Consider the following 17,050-nt stretch of genomic DNA (forward strand, 5'->3'; position numbering starts at 1 on the left):
TCCTCGGTGGAGATAGCCGGTGCGAAGGTCTGGTTGGTGCCGTTGATCGCTATGGTCGCCGAGCGCAAAGGCCGCAGCTGCCTGATGACGTTGCGCACCGCGAGCCCTGTGCGGGCCTGGACCTGTCGAGAGAGGGCAAGCGCGGTGAACACAATGGTCAAGTGCGCCTCGATCGCCTCGCGAGTGCGGTGGAACATGGGCCTGGCTCGCAGGTCGGTCTTACTCATCCGGAAGGACGCCTCGACCTGCCACAGATCGTGGTAGGAGCTGATCACCTCGCCCGCCCCCATCAGGTGGGCAGGGATGTTGGTGACATAGCCTTTGAGGCCGACCAGCCGCCGGGCACGTCGAAGTGCGGCCTCATCCAAGCGCCGCGCACCGTTGCTGGTCTTGACGAACCGCGGTGTCCGTGCCGCCGTGTCCCCAGCCACGACCGAGCGGGCCCGGTTCTCCTGTTTGGTGAGCGTCCTACCGTCACGCACCGCGCGCTTGCGCGAGTAGGACCACACCGCCCGCCACGACCTCGGGTGCTGACCGGGCTCCCATACCGGCTCGGCGCGTAGGGCCTGGTCGTTGTCGCTTGTGCGGCCGACCCTGGGAGTGAGGGTGTCGATGACCTGCCCGTCGTCGAACCTCTCCCCGTGCCAGCGAAAGTGGGAGGCCAGATCGAGTGGGGCCTTGGTCATGCGTGAACCAACGATGAAGCGCAGGTGAGCCTCGTCGAGTTCGCGCAGGTTGGTTGCCGAGAGCATGCCCGCGTCGGCCACCACGACCATCTCCGCCACCCCGTGACGGGCCTGGAAGGCCTTGATGATGGGAATGAGCGTGGCCGTTTCGGCCTTGTTGCCCTCGAAGCAGCCGATCTCCAGTGGGAAACCCCCGCGGTCCACCAGCAGCCCCACTACGATCTGGGGGTCGACCCGCCGCTCCTTGGAGTAGCCGACCTTGCGCAGGTCGTCTTCCTTTTCTGCCTCGAAATACAAGGTGGTGACGTCGTAGAGCACCAGGGACACATCACCGCTGCGGCTGGCGTGCTCAAAGCACAAGGCCGCGCTCTGGTCGCGGTAGCTGTCCTTGCCAGCGCGGGTCAGGGTGCGCTTCATCGTCGCGTAGCTCGCCGAGTCCCTGCCCAGGTCCCCAAGGACGCGGCCGGTATCGCGCAGCGAGGTCGGCTCCACCACCCGGGCGATGACCAGGTCCCGGAAGACCTCATCACCGAGGATGTCGAACCCCAGATCGGTGAATACCGTGGCCAGGGCGTCGAAGAGCACGCGGCTGTGGGTGGCCACGACCCGGCCGGGGCTGTCCCTTGCGTCTGTTGGGGGCTCGGGGCCGGTATCGAACAGCCGAGGTTCGCGGCGGGGCTGGACCAAGGGCGCCACGGGTGGGGCCGGTTCTAGCCCTAAGTTCAGGACCCCCTGAGCGGAGTTCTGCAGCCACTCACGAGCTTCGTGCAGCAGTATTCCCAGTTCAGCGTCGGTGTGTGCGGAGCCGATGTGTTTCACGATCCGCTGGCGTCCGCGAGCGTACTCAGCGATTTGGACCGCTGTGGCTCCGGAGCCCGTTCGCACCCGTCTGATGAAGGCCACATCGTGACTCTAGAGCAATGCCTTAGTGCGTGAAAACGCCTCTGGTCCAGCGCATCACCTCAGGTCAGCGCACTGCTCTCCCGAAGAGCACCGAACCGTGAGCCAAGTCAGGCGGCGGAACAGGTGCAGAACATGTGTCCTTGACATATGTTCCCGGCTGTCTCAAGCTGAGGACGGTGCTGAGAGTCGGCATCTTCGTTCTACGCGGCAAGGAGCAACCGCTATGGGGAAGCGTTTCAGCATGGTGGTCGGGTCGGACGATGCGGGATTTCAGTACAAGGAGTTCCTGAAAGAAGAGCTCGAAGCCCATGAACGCGTGTCATCGGTACGCGACGTGGGTGTCGGGGCCGAGCAGGTCACGGAGTATCCGACGATCGCCGTTGCCGCCGCCCAGATGGTGGCGGCCGGCGAGGCGGACCGCGCCCTACTGATCTGCGGTACCGGACTGGGCGTCGCGATGTCCGCGAACAAGGTCGGGGGCGTCCGCGCCGTCACCGCGCACGACAGCTACTCGGTCGAGCGCTCCGTCCTCTCGAACAACGCCCAGATCCTGTGCCTCGGCCAGAGAGTGATCGGCAGGGAACTCGCCCGCAAACTGGTACGCGAATGGTTGACCCACGAGTTCGATGACTCGAGCGCGTCCGCCAAGAAAGTCCAGTCCCTCATCGATTTCGAGCAGACAGGGAAGTGCGCCTGAGCCGAACCCGGTCAGTGCGTGCAACGACACCCGCACCAGCCAGGTGGAAAAGTGGCACGCGCCGCTACCCCCGGGTTCCGTTCCCACCAAGCCATCCGAGTATGAACGTCCGCACAACCGGCAAGGACCGTCATGACCTTCCTCCTCAACACGGCATCAGACTTCTCCCATGAAGCTGTCCAGGCCTTCGCCCTGGCCAATGACCAGTACGCCACGGCCGTGCACGGTGGTGTGGTCCGCTCCCGCCAGACCCCCGCCGGACAGCCCGCGCTGGTGGTCGGTGGAGGCTCGGGGCACTATCCGGCCTTCGCCGGTTGGGTAGGGCCCGGCATGGCCCACGGCGCCCCGTGCGGCAACATCTTCTCCTCGCCCTCGGCGTCACAGGTCTACTCCGTGGCCCGAAACGCAGAGAACGGTGGCGGTGTGATCCTGGGCTTCGGAAACTACGCCGGCGATGTGCTGCATTTCGGCAGTGCCGCGGAGAAGCTCCGCGCTGAGGGCATCGACGTCCGCATCATCGCGGTGAGCGATGACATCGCTTCCAACCCGCCGGAGAAGCATCGGGAGCGGCGTGGCATCGCGGGAGACCTGCCGGTCTTCAAAATCGCCGGGGCGGCCATCGAAGCCGGAGCAGGGATCGACGAAGCGGAGCGGATCGCTTGGAAGGCCAATGACGCGACCAGGTCCCTAGGTGCGGCGTTCGACGGCTGCACACTGCCGGGGGCGAAGAGCGCGCTCTTCGGTGTGGACGCGGGCACGATGGGGGTGGGGCTCGGCATTCACGGAGAGCCCGGGATCAAGGACCTTCCCATGGGCACTGCGTCCGAGGTGGCCGACGTGCTCTTCGACGGGGTCATGGCGGAGGCGCCCGACGGCCGCTCCGGTCGCGTCGCCGTCGTGCTCAACGGTCTGGGCAGGGTCAAGTACGAGGAGCTCTTCGTCGTCTACGGCCGCATTGCCGAGCGGCTCGAAGAGGCGGGGTTGACACCGGTACGGCCCGAGGTCGGCGAGTTCGTCACCAGTTTGGACATGGCGGGGTTGTCCCTGACCCTGGTCTTCCTCGACCAGGAGCTCGAGGAGTACTGGGCCGCCCCCGCGGACACGCCCGCCTACCGGCGCGGTCACCTGAACGGCCTCGAACGGTCGTGGGGTGCTCCGCAACGGACCGAGATCTATACGCCGGGCGAAGAGGGCGTTCCCGCTGCGTCAGCTGATTCCCAAGCGCTCGCCGCGCAGGCCCAGAGAGCCCTCGAACTCCTTGAGCACCAGTGCGAGCGGAACAAGGACCACTGGGGACGCATCGACGCGGTCGCCGGCGACGGCGACCACGGTCACGCCATGGTTCTGGGCTCCGGCGGGGCGGTGCGAGCCGGCCGCCAGGCCCTGGAGCGCGGAGCCGGGGCGTGCACGCTCCTGGTGCACGCGGGTACCGCGTGGTCCGAGACGGCCGGCGGCACCTCCGGAGCGCTCTGGGGTGCTGCACTCACCGCTGCCGGGGGTGCGCTGGGAGACCAGAACGGTGGGGACGGCACCACGGCGGCCCGTGCACTGCTGGACGGGGTCAAGGCGGTGCAGCGGGTGGGCGGTGCCATCCCCGGTGACAAAACCATGATCGACGCGGCGCTGCCCTTCGCCGCGACGCTTGAGCAGGAAATGGACGTGCGGAAGGACTTCGCCGCCGCGATCTCCGCTGCCGCGGTAGCGGCGCGGGAGGCCGCGGAGGAGACCTCCGGATTCACCGCGCGGCGGGGGCGTTCCCAAGCGCTGGGCGAGAAGTCGCTCGGCACCCCCGACCCCGGAGCCACCTCGTTCGCCGTGCTCATGGAAACCCTCGCGGAGTACTTCCGCGACATGAAGTAATGCGTAAGTCGAAGCTCTGGATCGGAACAAGCTGGAAAATGAACAAGACTCTGGCGGAGGCCGGGGAGTACGCGACCGCGGTCGCCACCGCCATCGCGGAGGATCCCTGCCTGACCCAGGGCGTTGAGGCCTTCGTGATCCCGCCGCATACGGCGCTTGCCACCGTCACCGAGCGGCTCGGCCGACAGGCCAATACCGCTGGCGGCGTTCGGGTCGGTGCGCAGAACGCGCATTGGCAGGACAGCGGCGCCTGGACTGGCGAGGTCTCGATGCCGCAGATCAAGGACGCGGGCGCGACGATGGTCGAAATCGGCCATTCTGAGCGCCGGACACATTTCCACGAGAGCGTCGAGGCCACCCGCCTCAAGGTCGAGGCAGCGCTGCGGCACGGGTTGATGCCCCTGCTGTGTATCGGCGAGCCCGCCGAAACCCGCGCCAGCGGTGACGCCTCGTCGTACATCCTGGCCCAGGCCCGCGGTGCCCTGGCCGGTGTTCCGGAGTCGGAGCTGGCCAGGGTACTCATTGCCTACGAACCCCGCTGGGCTATCGGGGCACTCGGCCGACCGGCACGCGGGGAAGAACTGGAAGGGCCGTTCGCCGCGTTGCGGCGCGAGTACGGGGACACTGTGGCGGGTTTGCTCTACGGGGGGTCGGTGACGTTGGACAACATGCCCGGCCTTCTTGCCCTGGAAGACGTCGACGGTCTCTTCATCGGCCGTGCCGCATGGCACGCGGACGGTTTCGTCAAGCTGTTGCGGGCCGTGTCTTAAGCATGAGGGCCTGGCCACCGCAGGCCTCAACCGTGCCCGGTCTGCTGGTGCCAGGCCTGCTCGTTCGCCTGTGGCCGACCCTCGCCGGGGGCGCCGGCCAGGGTCGGCCAGGGTGCGGTCAGTGCCGGGGACGGAAGTGGTTCTCGAAGCCGAGCGCCTCCCACAGGGGTTTGTGGCTCGCCAACCGGCCGCGATGGTCTTCCCAGGTGGTCCGGTGCTGGCTCCAGGCCTTCTCCGCTACGCCGGGCAGGCGTGGCAACAGCAGGAAGGCCAGGTCCGCGAAGCCTTCCACCGTCTCGCCCCAGACCGCCGCTTCCACGCCGGCGACGACGGTCCCGGGAGCCTGGGCTTCCGCGGTTTCGGCCGGGTCCCAGGCGAACGTCTCCTCGACGGTGATCGGGGTGTAGGCGGGCAGACCCAAGCGTGTGCGATCGACCTCCTGGGCTGGATCCGCGCACGTGTCCGCGTAGGGGCGGTCCAGGTAGAGGCGGGAGTTCGACGACACCAGCACGGGGACGCCCTGCTTCGTGGCCGCGGGCACGTCACCCGGGGAGATCCGGAAGGTCTCGGCTGCCTGGTCCACCAGCGGGTGGTACTCCTCGGGCACCGACTCCTTGATGGCGTCGGGGTCGAACTCCTCCGGCGCCCCGATCCAGTACTGGAGGACGTCCTCTCCGTCGAGCACTCCGGCCCGGGCGCTCTCCTGCCAGCCCAAGGCGCGTTTTCCCTGTTCCCTCAGCCACTGGTGGGTGAGGCTGATGAATGCCACGTAGTCGTCGTGGCCCATCCCGAACGGTTCGTCGCCGCCCAGGTGCAGGAAGGGGCCGGGCGCGGCCTCGGCGAACTCGGCGATCACGTCCCGGGCGAAGCGGCGGGCGGGTTCGGAGTCCGGGTGCACGTAGCGCAGCCGGGGATGGGGGTAGTCGATGCCGTCGGCGAGCTCGGGGTAGGCGTCGAAGGCCCACCGGGTGTGACCGGGCAGGTCCACCTCGGGGACGATGGTGATGTGGCAGCGGGCCGCGTAGGCGACCAGGCCCGCGAACTCCTCACGCGTGTAGTACTCGCGGCTGCCGTCGGACCTGGGACGGGTCAGCTCGGGCCATGCCCGGGACTCCAGCCGCCACCCCTCGCTGTCGGTCAGGTGCAGGTGCAGCGCGTTGAACTTGTACAGCGCCATGAGGTCGATGACCCTGCGCACCTCGTCGGAGGTGAAGAAGTGGCGGACCACGTCGAGTGAAAGGCTGCGCCAGGCGTACCGGGGGCCGTCGACGAACACACCCTCGGGTGCCCATACGTGGCCGTCGCCGTCCACGGTGAGCAGCTGGACCAGGCTGGTCAGTGCCCGAAAGGCACCCTCGACGCTGGTCGAGGACAGCCTGACCCACCCCTCGGCGATCTCCAGGCGGTGCCGTTCGTCCGCCCCCGGCTCGGGTCGGGGGTCCACCCCGGTGGCCGGGGCGACGGACGCGAACTCGGCGGCCTCGGCCTCGGTGGAGACCACCACGTCCGCCTCGCCCTGGACGGGCTCGACGCGGAGTCCGTGCAGGCGCCCGCAGGTCCAGGCGAACCAGTCGACGGCCTCGGGGACGGCACCGGAAAGGGACAGCTTCCCGGCCGTGCCGATCCGGACCGCGGACCCGGCCCCGACCGCAGTCCCGGTCCGGTGTTCGGCGGGGGCCGGGACCAGCCCGGCCGGTTCAGTGTGCTTCGGCATGGAACCGCCTTTCGTACTCGTTGCGGCGCTGCCTCTGGCGCTCCGGGTCGGCGACCGGCGCGGACAGCAGCAAGCGCTGCGTGTAGGGGTGTTCGGGATCGCCGGTGACCTGCTCGGCCTCGCCGTACTCGACGATCTCGCCGCCGTGGATGACCGCCACCCGGTGGCTGAGCGCCCGCACCACCGACAGGTCGTGCGACACGAACAGGTAGGCCACTCCGGTGCGTTCCTGGATCTCCAGCAGCAGGTCCATGACGGTGCGCTGGGTGGTGAGGTCCAGGGCGGAGACGGGTTCGTCGCACACGATCAGCCGGGGCGATATCGCCAGGGCGCGGGCGATGGCCACGCGCTGGCGCTGACCTCCGGAGAATTCCCGGGGCAGCCGGTGCACGGCGTCGCGCGGCAGCGCCACGCGGTCGAGCAGGTCGGCCACGCGTCCCCGGGCCTCGGCGGCGGTCACGCCGTGGGCGAACAGTGGTTCGGCGAGGGTGTCGCCGATGAGCATGGACGGGTTGAGTGAGGTGTAGGGGTCCTGGAAGACCACTTGGATGTCCCGGCTGAGCGCGCGCCGCCTGCGTTTGGTGGCGCGGTCGATGCGCTCACCGTCGAAGCTGATGCTGCCGCCGGAGGTGGGGACCAGGCCGAGGATGGCCCGGCCGATGGTGGACTTGCCCGAACCGGATTCCCCCACCAGGCCGAGGGTCTCTCCGGGCCGGATGTCCAGGGACACGCCCTTGAGCACCTCGACGCGCGGGGCCCGCCATCCTTTGCCTGGGAAGGAGACGTGCAGGTCGCGGAGGTCGAGCAGGGGTTTCGTTCCGTTCACGGGGCCTCCTCCCGGGGCTGCCACGGCGCTCGGGCCGGTGTGTCGTCGAGTACCGCGTCGAGGAGGCCCCGGGTGTAGGGCTCCTCCGGTGCGGTGAGGATGTGTTCCGCGCCGCCGGACTCCACGATCCGGCCTTCGCGCATGACGGCCACCCGGTCGCAGAGGTCGGCGACCACGCCGAGGTTGTGCGTCACGAGTAGCACGCCCATGCCGCGTTCGGCTTGGAGGCGCCGCAGGAGGGCGAGGACCTCGGCCTGCACGGTGACGTCGAGGGCGGTGGTGGGTTCGTCGGCGATGAGGAGGGCGGGGTCGCAGGAGATCGCCCCGGCGATGAGCACGCGCTGGGCCATGCCGCCGGAGATCTGGTGCGGGTGGCTGCGGTACGTGCGTTCGGGGTCGGGGATCTCCACTTGTCGGAGCAGTTCGAGTGCGCGTTTCCGGGCGGCCGAGCGGGAGAGCCCGAGCTTGACGCGCAGCGGTTCGGTGAGGTGGTCCCCGATGGTGAAGGCGGGGTCCAGGTTGCTCATGGGTTCCTGCGGCACGTAGGCGACGGTGTCCCCGCGCAGTCCGCGCAGGGTCCGTTCCGTGGATCCCACGACCTCGGTGCCGTCCAGTCGGACGCTGCCCCTCGACACGCGTCCGCCTTCGGGGAGGAGGCCGAGGACGGAGAAGGCGGTCTGTGTCTTGCCGGAACCGGACTCCCCCACCAGCCCGAGCACCTCGCCGCGGCGCACGTCCAGGTCGACCCCGTGGACGACCTCGCGAGAGCTGCCGTCGGCGAGTTCGTAGGTGACGGCGAGGTCCCGGACGGAGAGGAGGTCAGAGCGCTCTCCAGCGGAGTCCAGTGTGGTGGGGGCGTCGGCTCCGAGGCGCCGTGCCCTGCGTCCGGTGGCGGGCCCGCTGCCCCGGTCCTCGAGGACGTCGCGCAGGGATGCGGCGAGCAGAACCAGGGCGGCGCTGGTCAGGCCGAGCGCGAGACCGGGCCAGAGCATGAACAGCGGTGCGCGCTGGATGTTGGTGAAGGCCTCGTTGAGCATGGCGCCCCAGGTGGGCAGGTCGCCGCTGCCGATGCCGAGGAACTCCAGTCCGGCTTGCAGGCTGATCGCCATCCCCGCGACCAGGGCGCCCTGGATGATGATGGGTGCGCGCACGACAGTGAGGACGTGGCGGGCGATGATCCGTGAGTCGCGCAGGCCGAACACCCTTGCGGCGTCCACGTACAGTTCGCCGCGCATCGCGGCGACGGTGCCGCGCACCAGCCGGTAGAAGCTGGGGGCGACCAGGACGCCGAGCACGACCATGAGCACCCACACCGTGGGGCCGAGGACGGCGCGGGTGGCCAGCAGCACGACCATGGCGGGCAGCGCCATGACGAGGTTGACCCACCAGTTGGACAGGGAGTCGAACCAGCCGCCGTAGTATCCGGCGGCCAGGCCGCTGGGCAGGCCGATGGCGAGGGCCACCGCCACGGCGAGGGCGGCGCCGCCGAGGGTGTTGCGGCCGCCGTACAGCAGGCGGGACCACACGTCGCGGCCGGAGGGGTCCAGGCCGAGGAGGTGGTCGGCGCTGGGCGGGCCGAAGGCGTCCCGCAGGTTGGCGGCGTTGGGGTCGTGCGCCGTGAAGAGCGGGGCGAACACGACCAGGATGAGGATGACCGCCAGGACGAGGGACGACAGCACGGCCTGCGGGCTGGTGAGGAAGCGGCGGGCCGTCCCCGACCGGCGCTTCGGACCGGAGGTGTCCGGTCCCGGTCCGCGCTCCGGCTTCGCGGCGACCGAGGTGTCCGGGCCGGGTGTGCCGGGGGTGCCAGGGGTACTCACGGGACCCTCGCTTTCGGGTTGAGCCAGGCGACGAGGACGTCCACGAGAAGGTTGATCACGATCACCACGATCACGGTCACCATGACCACGCCCATGATCACGGGGATGTCCCCTCGGGTCGTGTACTGGACGGTCATCGCGCCGATGCCGGGCAGGCCGAAGATCTGCTCGACGATCACCGCGCCCCCGAGGAGACCCACGAACTGCATGCCGAGCACGGTGAGCCCCGGGGTGGCCGCGTTGCGCAGCACGTGCCGGAAGACCACTCGGGAGGCTGGCAGGCCCCGGGCGCGCAGGGTGCGCACGTAGTCGCGGCCCATCACGTCGATGACGGAGCTGCGTACCTGTTGGGAGACGCCGGCGATGCCGGCGATGGACAGGGACAGGATCGGCAGGGTGACCGTGGCGAGCCAGCCGCTGAAGGACTGGTTCAGGGGTGTGTAGCCGATGGCGGGGAACCAGCCGAGCTGGACCGCGAACACCAGCACGATGATCAGGGTGACGAGGAAGCCCGGCAGGGCGTAGCCGAGCACGCTGACCATCTGTACCGCCCGGTCCACGGCTCCGCGCCGCACCCCCGCCCACACGCCGAGGACGAACGAGACCACGGTGGTGACGAGGGTGACGCCGACCATCAGGCTGAGGGTGACCGGCAGCCGGTTGGCCAGGGCCAGTGTGACGTCCTCGCTGGTGAACCAGGACCGCCCGAAGTCGCCTTGGAGGGCGGAGGTCAGCCAGTCGAGGTAGCGCACGGCCACCGGCCGGTCCAGGCCGAGGTCCGCGTTGTGCGCGTCGACGGCGTCCTGCGGGGCCGCCGGCCCCAGGATGTGGCGGCCGACGTCGGTACCGGGCAGGGACAGCAGCAGGTAGGCGAGGGCTGAGATGACGACCAGGAGCAGGAGCCCCGACCCCAGCCGCCGGAGGATGAACTGGATCATGGTTCGCTACTCGGCCGGCTCGTAGTTGTACACGGAGGGGACGGCCATGCCCGACTGGGTCTCCACGTCGACGGTGCCGTCGGTGACGTGCAGGAACGTCATCCGGTAGAAGGGCACGAACCAGCCCTCTTCCACGAGGTGCCGGTTGAGCGCCTGGGCCTCCTCTGCGGCCTCGCCCTCGGGGGCGGCCCGGAGGGTCTGGGTCAGCTCTTCGATGGTCTCGTCCGTGGCGCCGAAGAAGTTGAAGGTGCCGGGGAGCACGAGTTCGGCGGTGGTGACCCAGTCCTCGGCGGGCTGGGCGTTGTTCATGACCATGCCCGGGTAGGCCTGCTCGGTGAAGATGCTGTTGAGGGCATCGCCTTCGTCGAGGTTGTCCCAGGTCAGGTCGATGCCGATCTCGTCAAGGTCGCTCTGGAGGCTGGTCGCCAGCGGGTCGGTGACGATCTCGCTCATGCGCGGCAGGGTGAGCTCGAAGCCGTCGGGGTACCCGGCCTCGTCGAGGAGTTCGCGGGCGCGCTCGGGGTCGTGGTCGTAGTAGGTGTCCAGCTCGGGGTCATAGGCGTCGGTCTCGGTGCCGAAGACCTGGTTGGTGACCTCGCCCTGGCCGTCGCGGAGCTGATCGAGCATGGTCTCGCGGTCGACGGCGTGGTTGATGGCCTGGCGGACCTCGGGCTCGGCGAGTTCCGGGGTGATGTGCCCGTCCCGGTCGAACAGGATGATGCCCTGGTAGTCGATGTCCTGGGGTTGGGTGACGATCTCCGGGTCCGGTTCCACGACCGCCTGCTGGTCGACGTCCTGGAGGATGGCCGCGTTGATCTGCCCGGTGCGGACGCCGTTGACGATCGCGTTCTCGTTGTCGAAGACGTTGATGGCGATCTCTTCGTAGGGAAGGTCCTCGCCCCAGTACTCCTCGGCTCGGGTGTACACCCAGGTGGTGCCGACGGCCGTGCGGTCGGAGTCCAGCTCGTAGGGCCCGGTGCCGTCCGGGGCGGTGGTGAGGGAGTCGCCGTCGAAGGCGGCGGGGTTGGCCATGAACCCAGCCGCGTCGCTCAGGTAGAAGACCATCGCCGGGTTGGGCTCGTCCAGGTGCAGGACGGCGGTGGTGTCGTCGACGGCCTCGACCTCGGTGAGGTGCTCCAGGACGTGTGCCTGGCCGCCGCCCGCGTCACGGAAGCGCTCCAGGTTGGCCTTGACCGCCTCGGCGTCGAAGGGTGCCCCGTCGTCGAAGGTGACGTCGTCGCGCAGGGTCAGGGTGAGTTCGGTGCCGGACTCGTCGTAGTCCCACTCCGTGGCCAGCATCGGCGCGTACGTTCCGTCGGCCTCGCGCTTGATCAGCGTGTCATAGACCGGCTGGAAGTAGGGGATCGCGCTGCCCATCGCCTCGGCCGGATCCAGGCTCTGGGGGACCGTCATGGTCCCGATGGTCAGCGACGAGGCGTCCCCTCCACCGTCTGGCCCGGAACAACCGGTCAGCATGAGCACAAGCGCGCCAGCAGCGGCCACACCTGCGTTGACTCGGGATTTCGTGTGCATGTCCCACTCCGGTGAGCAAGGCCCGGAAGGCTGTCCGGGAATCGGATACTGTGTCTGGCACCACAAACTAACCACATGGTAAGTTTTGTGCCGGTCACCGTACAACACGGGGATCGGGTCCCGGAAGAGCGGGAGAACGGGCGCCGGAACCGTAATCTCGGAGCCAACACGGCCAGCACGGCCGTTGGGAGACCCGCGGCACGAACGCATAACAACCCGCTAGGAGACGGCCCCGTGACGGACAGAGAGCGCGCCCGGCAGCGCCTGAACCCAGGACCTCGCCTGACCAAGGGGGAGCGCACCCGGCAGCGCATCATCGACTCCGCCACGGAGCTGTTCTCCCGGTCCGGCTACCGGGCGGTGTCCCTGCGCGACATCGCGGCGCACGCCGGGATCACCCACGCGGGGGTGCTCCACCACTTCCCCAACAAGGAGGCCACCCTCATACACGTCCTCAGCAGGCGTGACGAGGTCGACGCCCCCTTGGTCCTCGACGAAGGCCTCACCCACCGCGAACTCATCGACAACATCGTGAAGATCGTCGAGCGCAACACGGGCACACCCGGCCTGGTGTCGCTCTACGTCAACCTGTCAGCCGAGGCCACCGAGCCCTCGCACCCCGCGCACGAGTACTTCTTCGGCCGCTACCAGATCCTCCGCTCATTCCTCGTCCCGGCCTTCGCCGAACTGCTCGACGGCCGCCAGGACCCCACCCCCGAGATCGCCGCACAGCAGTTCCTGGCGCTCCAGGACGGGCTCCAGATCCAGTGGCTCCTCGACCCCGGCGCCGTCGACATGCGCGCCGCGGTCGTGTCCTTCCTCCGTGGTCTCGGCATCACCGAACCGGATGACCCCTCGTCCCCAGAAAGGCCCAGATGAGTACCGAACCCCGCCTCGACCTGGCCGCCAAGGCCTCGGTCACCTCCGGCTCCGACACCTGGCACAGCACCGGGGTGGACGGCGCCCTGCGCGTCCTCCACCTGGCCGACGGGCCGCACGGGATCCGCCAACAGCCCGAGGAGGGCGACCACCTCGGCATCGGCGGCAGCGTTCCGGCCACCTGCTTCCCGCCCGCCGTCGGGCTGGGCGCCACATGGAACCCGGAGCTCGTCCGCCGGGTCGGCGGAGCCCTCGGCGCCGAAGCCAGCGCCATGGGTGTGGACGTCGTACTCGGCCCCGGCATGAACATCAAGCGCTCGCCGCTGTGCGGCCGCAACTTCGAGTACGTCTCCGAGGACCCGCACACCACCGCGCGGATCGCCGCCGCGCTGGTGGAGGGCATCCAGGCCGAGGGGGTCGGCGCGTGCGTGAAGCACTTCGCCGCCAACAACCAGGAGACCGACCGCATGCGGGTCAGCTCCGACGTCGACGACCGCACGCTGCGCGAGATCTACCTCCCCGCGTTCGAGGAGGTCATCCGCACCACCGAACCCGCCATGGTGATGTGCTCGTACAACCGCGTCAACGGGGTGTACGCCAGCCAGGACCCGTGGCTGCTGACCGAGCTGCTCCGCGGTGAGTGGGGGTACGACGGTGCGGTGGTCTCCGACTGGGGCGCCGTCGTGGACCGGGTCGAGGCCGTGCGCGCCGGGCTGGACCTGGAGATGCCGCCCAGCGGCACCGACCACGTGGTCACGGCGGCCGTGGAGAAGGGCGAGCTGGACGAGTCCGTGCTGGACACGGTCGTGGAGCGGCTGCGCAGGCTGCAGGACCGGGTGTCCACGGACACCACTCGTGCGCTGGAGCACGACGCGCACGACGATCTGGCCCGCGAGGCCGCTCGCGAGGCGCTGGTCCTGCTGAAGAACGACGGGGGTGCGCTGCCGCTGCCGCAGGGCGGCTCCGTGGCCGTGGTCGGCGAGTTCGCCCGCACCCCGCGTTACCAAGGCGGCGGTTCCTCGCACGTGGTCCCGACCCGGGTGACCAGCGCACTGGACGCGTTCGGCACCGCGCTACCCGAAGGGGTCCGGTTCGCCCCCGGCTTCACCCTGGACGGGGTCGCCGACCCGGCGCTGGTCCGCGAGGCCGTGACTGCCGCCCGCGGGACCGACACCACGGTGCTCTTCCTGGGGTTGCCCGACGCCGCCGAGTCCGAGGGCTACGACCGCACCCACATCAACCTGCCCGCCGACCAGCTGGAACTGCTGGCCCGGGTGCGCGAGGTGAGCGACCGGGTCGTGGTCGTGCTGTCCAACGGCGGTGTGGTTTCGGTTTCGGACTGGCAGGACCGGGCGGACGCCGTCCTGGAGGGCTGGCTGCTGGGCCAGGCCGGGGGCGCGGCCGTGGTCGACGTCCTGACCGGCGCGGTCTCCCCCTCCGGGCGGCTGACCGAGACCATCCCCCTGAAACTCAGCGACCACGGTTCGTACCTGAACTTCCCGGGCGAGCACGGGCACGTGCGGTACGGCGAGGGTGTGTTCGTCGGCTACCGCCACTTCGACACCTTGGACCGGCCGGTCGCCTACCCGTTCGGGCACGGGCTGACCTACAGCACGTTCGCGTACGAGGGCCTGTCGGTGGCGGCTTCCGGGCAGGACGAGTGGACCGTGTCGTTCACTATCACCAACACCGGTGAGCGCACCGCGGCCGAGGTCGCCCAGCTGTACACCGGTGTGGAGCAGGACTACCCCACGCGCCCGCGCCGGGAACTGCGCGGGTTCGAGAAGGTCGCCCTGAAGCCGGGGCAGAGCACCCGGGTCGAACTACCCCTGACCGGGCGAGACCTGTCCACCTGGGACCCGGAGTACCGGCGCTGGTCCCTGACCGCCGGCACCTACACCGTCGCGGTGGGCGCCTCTTCCCGGGACACGCGCCTCGTCGGCGAGGTCACCACCGAAGGTGACCGGTTCGTTCCGCCGCTGACCAAGCGCTCCACCGTCGGCGACTGGCGCGAGCACCCCGTCGGCGGCCCGGTCATGGCCGAGCTGCGCCAAGGGATGCCCGCGCTCGAGAGCGTCCCCGAGGACCTGCTCCGCATGGCGGACTCCTTGCCGCTGGTCACCCTGCGGACCTTCGGCTTGGGAATCGACGAGAACATGATCGACCTCCTCGTGGAGGATGTGGAAGCCCGGCGGCTGGCCGCGATCGAGCGCGGCGAGATCACCGGCTGAGAGAGGACCAGACGATGACGACACTCCCCGAGGGCTTCCTGTGGGGCGCGGCCACCGCACCGCACCAGGTCGAGGGCAACAACACCAACAGCAGCATCTGGGCGTTGGAGAACACGGAGGGGTCGATCCTGCCCGAGCGCAGCGGCGACGCCTGCGACAGCTACCACCGGTGGCGCGAGGACCTGGACATCGTCCGGGCCCTGGGGCTGAACTCGTACCGTTTCGGGGTCGAGTGGGCGCGGATCGAGCCCGCCCGGGGCCACTTCTCCAATGCGGCGCTGGCGCACTACCGGCGCATGGTGGAGGGCTGCTTGGAGCGCGGGATCACCCCCATGGTCACCCTGCACCACTTCACCTCCCCGCAGTGGTTCTCCGGGGCGGGCGGCTGGACCGGCGACGACGGGATCGAGCTGTTCCGCCGGTACGTGCGCCAGGTCAAGCGGATCCTGGACGGGGTGCCGTGGGTGTGCACGATCAATGAGCCGAACATGGTCGCGATGATGGCCAGCATGTTCCGTCAGGGAGAGCGCAAGGAGGCCGTGGCCGGTGCGATGCCGCCGCCGGACCAGGAGACCTCCGAGGCCCTGGTGGCCGCGCACCACGCGGCCAGCGATGAATTGTCGGACCTGTCCGGTCTGGCCACCGGATGGACCGTCGCCAACCAGAACTTCCAGGCGGTGGACGGGGCCGAGGCCCTCGCCGAGGAGTGGGCCCACACCCGCGAGGACCAGTTCCTGTACGCCGCGAAGAACGACGGCTTCGTCGGCGTGCAGGCCTACACCCGGGTGGTGATCGGCCCCGAGGGACCGCGCGAACCGGCGCCGGAAGCACGCCGCACCATCACGGGGTGGGAGTTCTACCCGCAGGCTCTGGAGGGCGCGATCCGGCACACCGCCGAACGCACCGGCGGGGTGCCGGTCGTGGTGACGGAGAACGGCATCGCGACCTCCTCCGACGACGAGCGGATCGAGTACACTACCGGCGCCCTCGCCGGTCTGGGCCGCGCGGTCGCCGACGGCGTGGACGTGCGCGGCTACCTGCACTGGTCTCTGCTGGACAACTACGAGTGGGGCAGGTGGGACCCCACGTTCGGCCTGGTCGAGGTGGACCGGGAGTCCTTCGAGCGCACCGTCAAACCCAGTGGCCGCTGGTACGGCGACCTCGCCCGCAGGGGTGAGTTGCCCGGATAAACAAAGCTGCGCCCCTTAGGGACCTGGCCCCGTAGTCGGCGCCCGAACAACCAGGCCTCGCCCCATCCGGAGCCCTACTTCTGGGGGCGGGGTCTTGTAGCGGGGGTTGTGGTGGGGGGTTGTGGTGGGGGGTTGTGGTGGGGGGTTCCCTCCTGCGGTGGGGTGGCCGCTCCACTGGGTGCCCCTGTTGGCTTGAGGTTCCCTCCTTTCCCGCCGCCCGATTGTGGCCGTCTCCGCTGCGCGCCTCAAGGTCGTCGCCATCGAGCGCTTCGCGCGTCAACGGCGCTCCACCTTGACCCGCTCCGCTACGACGGCGGGTTGGCGGCTATCGGGAAAGGGGGACGGGTGGTCGAGGTTTGCGGCGGTTCGGCCTGGCGGCCGATGCCTGCCCCTGCGCCGGAGCGTTGACGCCTGGGGGTGTCACGGCTGGTCATTCTGGGCTGCGAAAGCCGAACCCCGAACAGCACGGCCTGCGGCCGGTGGGGCCACTGCGCCGGAGCACACCGGTTGAGGGTGTCGCGGCCGGTCACGGTGTGCAGCGACCCCTCGGGAGGGTGCCAGGGCGTGAGGGCGTGGGGGGCGTGGGGCGGTAGGGCCTTGGCGGGCGGTTACCGCTCCTCGAGTGTGGGGGCTGGGTCTGGGTCCCCCGGTGGGTCCTTACCCCCACCCGAGTCCTTGTTGTTGTTCCGGTTGCGGTGGGAGGGGCGGCCCTGCCACGTGGACTGGCCCGGGTTGGTCTCCCTGCGGTACTTCAACCGGTTGTGGTCCGAGCACAACGGCTGGATGTTGTCCGCACTGGTGGACCCGCCGGCCGAGAAGCTGATTTTGTGGTCGGCCTCCGACCCGCTGGCCGGGGTGTTGCACCCCTGGTACCAGGCGCAGGTGGTGTGACCGAACATCCCCGCATCCCGCAGAGCACCCGTGGCATCGCGCTGGGTACGGCCCACGTCCAACACCGTCTCCCCCTTCGGGGAGGTGATCATCCGACGCAGCACACTGTTGG

General features: G+C 69.5%; 13 protein-coding genes. 6 read left to right on the top strand and 7 right to left on the bottom strand.

Annotated elements, in window-relative coordinates:
• Positions 1-1,589: IS1634 family transposase (locus ACYVDG_RS31560; RefSeq protein ID WP_460763296.1), on the bottom strand; the 1,589-nt coding region annotated here is incomplete at its 3' end.
• 223 nt (positions 1,590-1,812) lie between these two features.
• Here ACYVDG_RS31560 and ACYVDG_RS31565 point away from each other — a divergent pair.
• The 3 genes from ACYVDG_RS31565 (at position 1,813) to ACYVDG_RS31575 (ending at position 4,916) form a co-directional block, all read left to right on the top strand.
• Positions 1,813-2,286, top strand: coding sequence for a ribose-5-phosphate isomerase (locus tag ACYVDG_RS31565; RefSeq protein WP_460763301.1), 474 nt, complete (start codon positions 1,813-1,815; stop codon positions 2,284-2,286).
• A 132-nt stretch (positions 2,287-2,418) separates the two neighbouring features.
• Positions 2,419-4,146, top strand: a complete 1,728-nt coding sequence (locus ACYVDG_RS31570) for a dihydroxyacetone kinase family protein (RefSeq protein WP_460763307.1) — start codon at positions 2,419-2,421, stop codon at positions 4,144-4,146.
• Entirely contained in the window at positions 4,146-4,916 is a 771-nt protein-coding gene (locus ACYVDG_RS31575; RefSeq protein WP_460763312.1) for a triose-phosphate isomerase, read from the top strand. Before ACYVDG_RS31570 ends, ACYVDG_RS31575 begins: the two co-directional genes overlap by 1 nt.
• A gap of 118 nt (positions 4,917-5,034) precedes the next feature.
• Here ACYVDG_RS31575 and ACYVDG_RS31580 read toward each other — a convergent pair whose 3' ends face one another.
• The 5 genes from ACYVDG_RS31580 to ACYVDG_RS31600 are packed head-to-tail and all read right to left on the bottom strand — an operon-like array spanning position 5,035 to position 11,747.
• Positions 5,035-6,630, bottom strand: coding sequence for a family 20 glycosylhydrolase (locus ACYVDG_RS31580; RefSeq protein ID WP_460763317.1), 1,596 nt, complete (start codon positions 6,628-6,630; stop codon positions 5,035-5,037).
• Positions 6,614-7,456: an ATP-binding cassette domain-containing protein gene (locus ACYVDG_RS31585; RefSeq protein ID WP_460763321.1), complete on the bottom strand. Its 843-nt coding sequence runs from the start codon at positions 7,454-7,456 to the stop codon at positions 6,614-6,616. Before ACYVDG_RS31585 ends, ACYVDG_RS31580 begins: the two co-directional genes overlap by 17 nt.
• Positions 7,453-9,276, bottom strand: coding sequence for an ATP-binding cassette domain-containing protein (locus tag ACYVDG_RS31590; protein WP_460763326.1), 1,824 nt, complete (start codon positions 9,274-9,276; stop codon positions 7,453-7,455). Before ACYVDG_RS31590 ends, ACYVDG_RS31585 begins: the two co-directional genes overlap by 4 nt.
• Entirely contained in the window at positions 9,273-10,214 is a 942-nt protein-coding gene (locus ACYVDG_RS31595) for an ABC transporter permease (protein WP_460763330.1), read from the bottom strand. The genes ACYVDG_RS31590 and ACYVDG_RS31595 overlap by 4 nt, the downstream gene beginning before the upstream one ends.
• A 6-nt stretch (positions 10,215-10,220) precedes the next feature.
• Positions 10,221-11,747 carry an ABC transporter substrate-binding protein gene (locus ACYVDG_RS31600; RefSeq protein WP_460763333.1) on the bottom strand — a complete coding sequence of 509 codons (1,527 nt, stop codon included), beginning with the start codon at positions 11,745-11,747 and terminating at the stop codon, positions 10,221-10,223.
• Between the two features lie 234 nt (positions 11,748-11,981).
• On the opposite strand from ACYVDG_RS31600, the gene ACYVDG_RS31605 reads away from it, so the two are divergent.
• From ACYVDG_RS31605 to ACYVDG_RS31615, 3 genes are read left to right on the top strand one after another with little or no spacing between them, the layout of a single operon-like run.
• Positions 11,982-12,626 carry a TetR/AcrR family transcriptional regulator gene (locus ACYVDG_RS31605; protein ID WP_460763338.1) on the top strand — a complete coding sequence of 215 codons (645 nt, stop codon included), beginning with the start codon at positions 11,982-11,984 and terminating at the stop codon, positions 12,624-12,626.
• The gene (locus tag ACYVDG_RS31610) at positions 12,623-14,857 is read left to right on the top strand and encodes a glycoside hydrolase family 3 C-terminal domain-containing protein (RefSeq protein ID WP_460763341.1); all 2,235 of its coding nucleotides are present in this window, start codon (positions 12,623-12,625) and stop codon (positions 14,855-14,857) included. The genes ACYVDG_RS31605 and ACYVDG_RS31610 overlap by 4 nt, the downstream gene beginning before the upstream one ends.
• Positions 14,858-14,871: 14 nt before the next feature.
• Positions 14,872-16,047: a glycoside hydrolase family 1 protein gene (locus ACYVDG_RS31615; protein ID WP_460763347.1), complete on the top strand. Its 1,176-nt coding sequence runs from the start codon at positions 14,872-14,874 to the stop codon at positions 16,045-16,047.
• Between the two features lie 608 nt (positions 16,048-16,655).
• Here the strand turns inward: ACYVDG_RS31615 and ACYVDG_RS31620 are convergent.
• On the bottom strand, positions 16,656-17,050 hold a 395-nt coding region (locus tag ACYVDG_RS31620; protein ID WP_460763352.1), incomplete at its 5' end, for an HNH endonuclease signature motif containing protein.

Source organism: Nocardiopsis oceani, assembly GCF_054777395.1.

Excerpts from the sequence above, each read along its gene's own strand:
- ACYVDG_RS31565 (WP_460763301.1), top strand. The coding sequence starts at position 1,813 with ATGGGGAAGCGTTTCAGCATGGTGGTCGGGTCGGACGATGCGGGATTT.
- ACYVDG_RS31570 (WP_460763307.1), top strand. The coding sequence starts at position 2,419 with ATGACCTTCCTCCTCAACACGGCATCAGACTTCTCCCATGAAGCTGTC.
- ACYVDG_RS31575 (WP_460763312.1), top strand. The coding sequence starts at position 4,146 with ATGCGTAAGTCGAAGCTCTGGATCGGAACAAGCTGGAAAATGAACAAG.
- ACYVDG_RS31580 (WP_460763317.1), bottom strand. The coding sequence starts at position 6,630 with ATGCCGAAGCACACTGAACCGGCCGGGCTGGTCCCGGCCCCCGCCGAA.
- ACYVDG_RS31595 (WP_460763330.1), bottom strand. The coding sequence starts at position 10,214 with ATGATCCAGTTCATCCTCCGGCGGCTGGGGTCGGGGCTCCTGCTCCTG.
- ACYVDG_RS31600 (WP_460763333.1), bottom strand. The coding sequence starts at position 11,747 with ATGCACACGAAATCCCGAGTCAACGCAGGTGTGGCCGCTGCTGGCGCG.
- ACYVDG_RS31610 (WP_460763341.1), top strand. The coding sequence starts at position 12,623 with ATGAGTACCGAACCCCGCCTCGACCTGGCCGCCAAGGCCTCGGTCACC.
- ACYVDG_RS31615 (WP_460763347.1), top strand. The coding sequence starts at position 14,872 with ATGACGACACTCCCCGAGGGCTTCCTGTGGGGCGCGGCCACCGCACCG.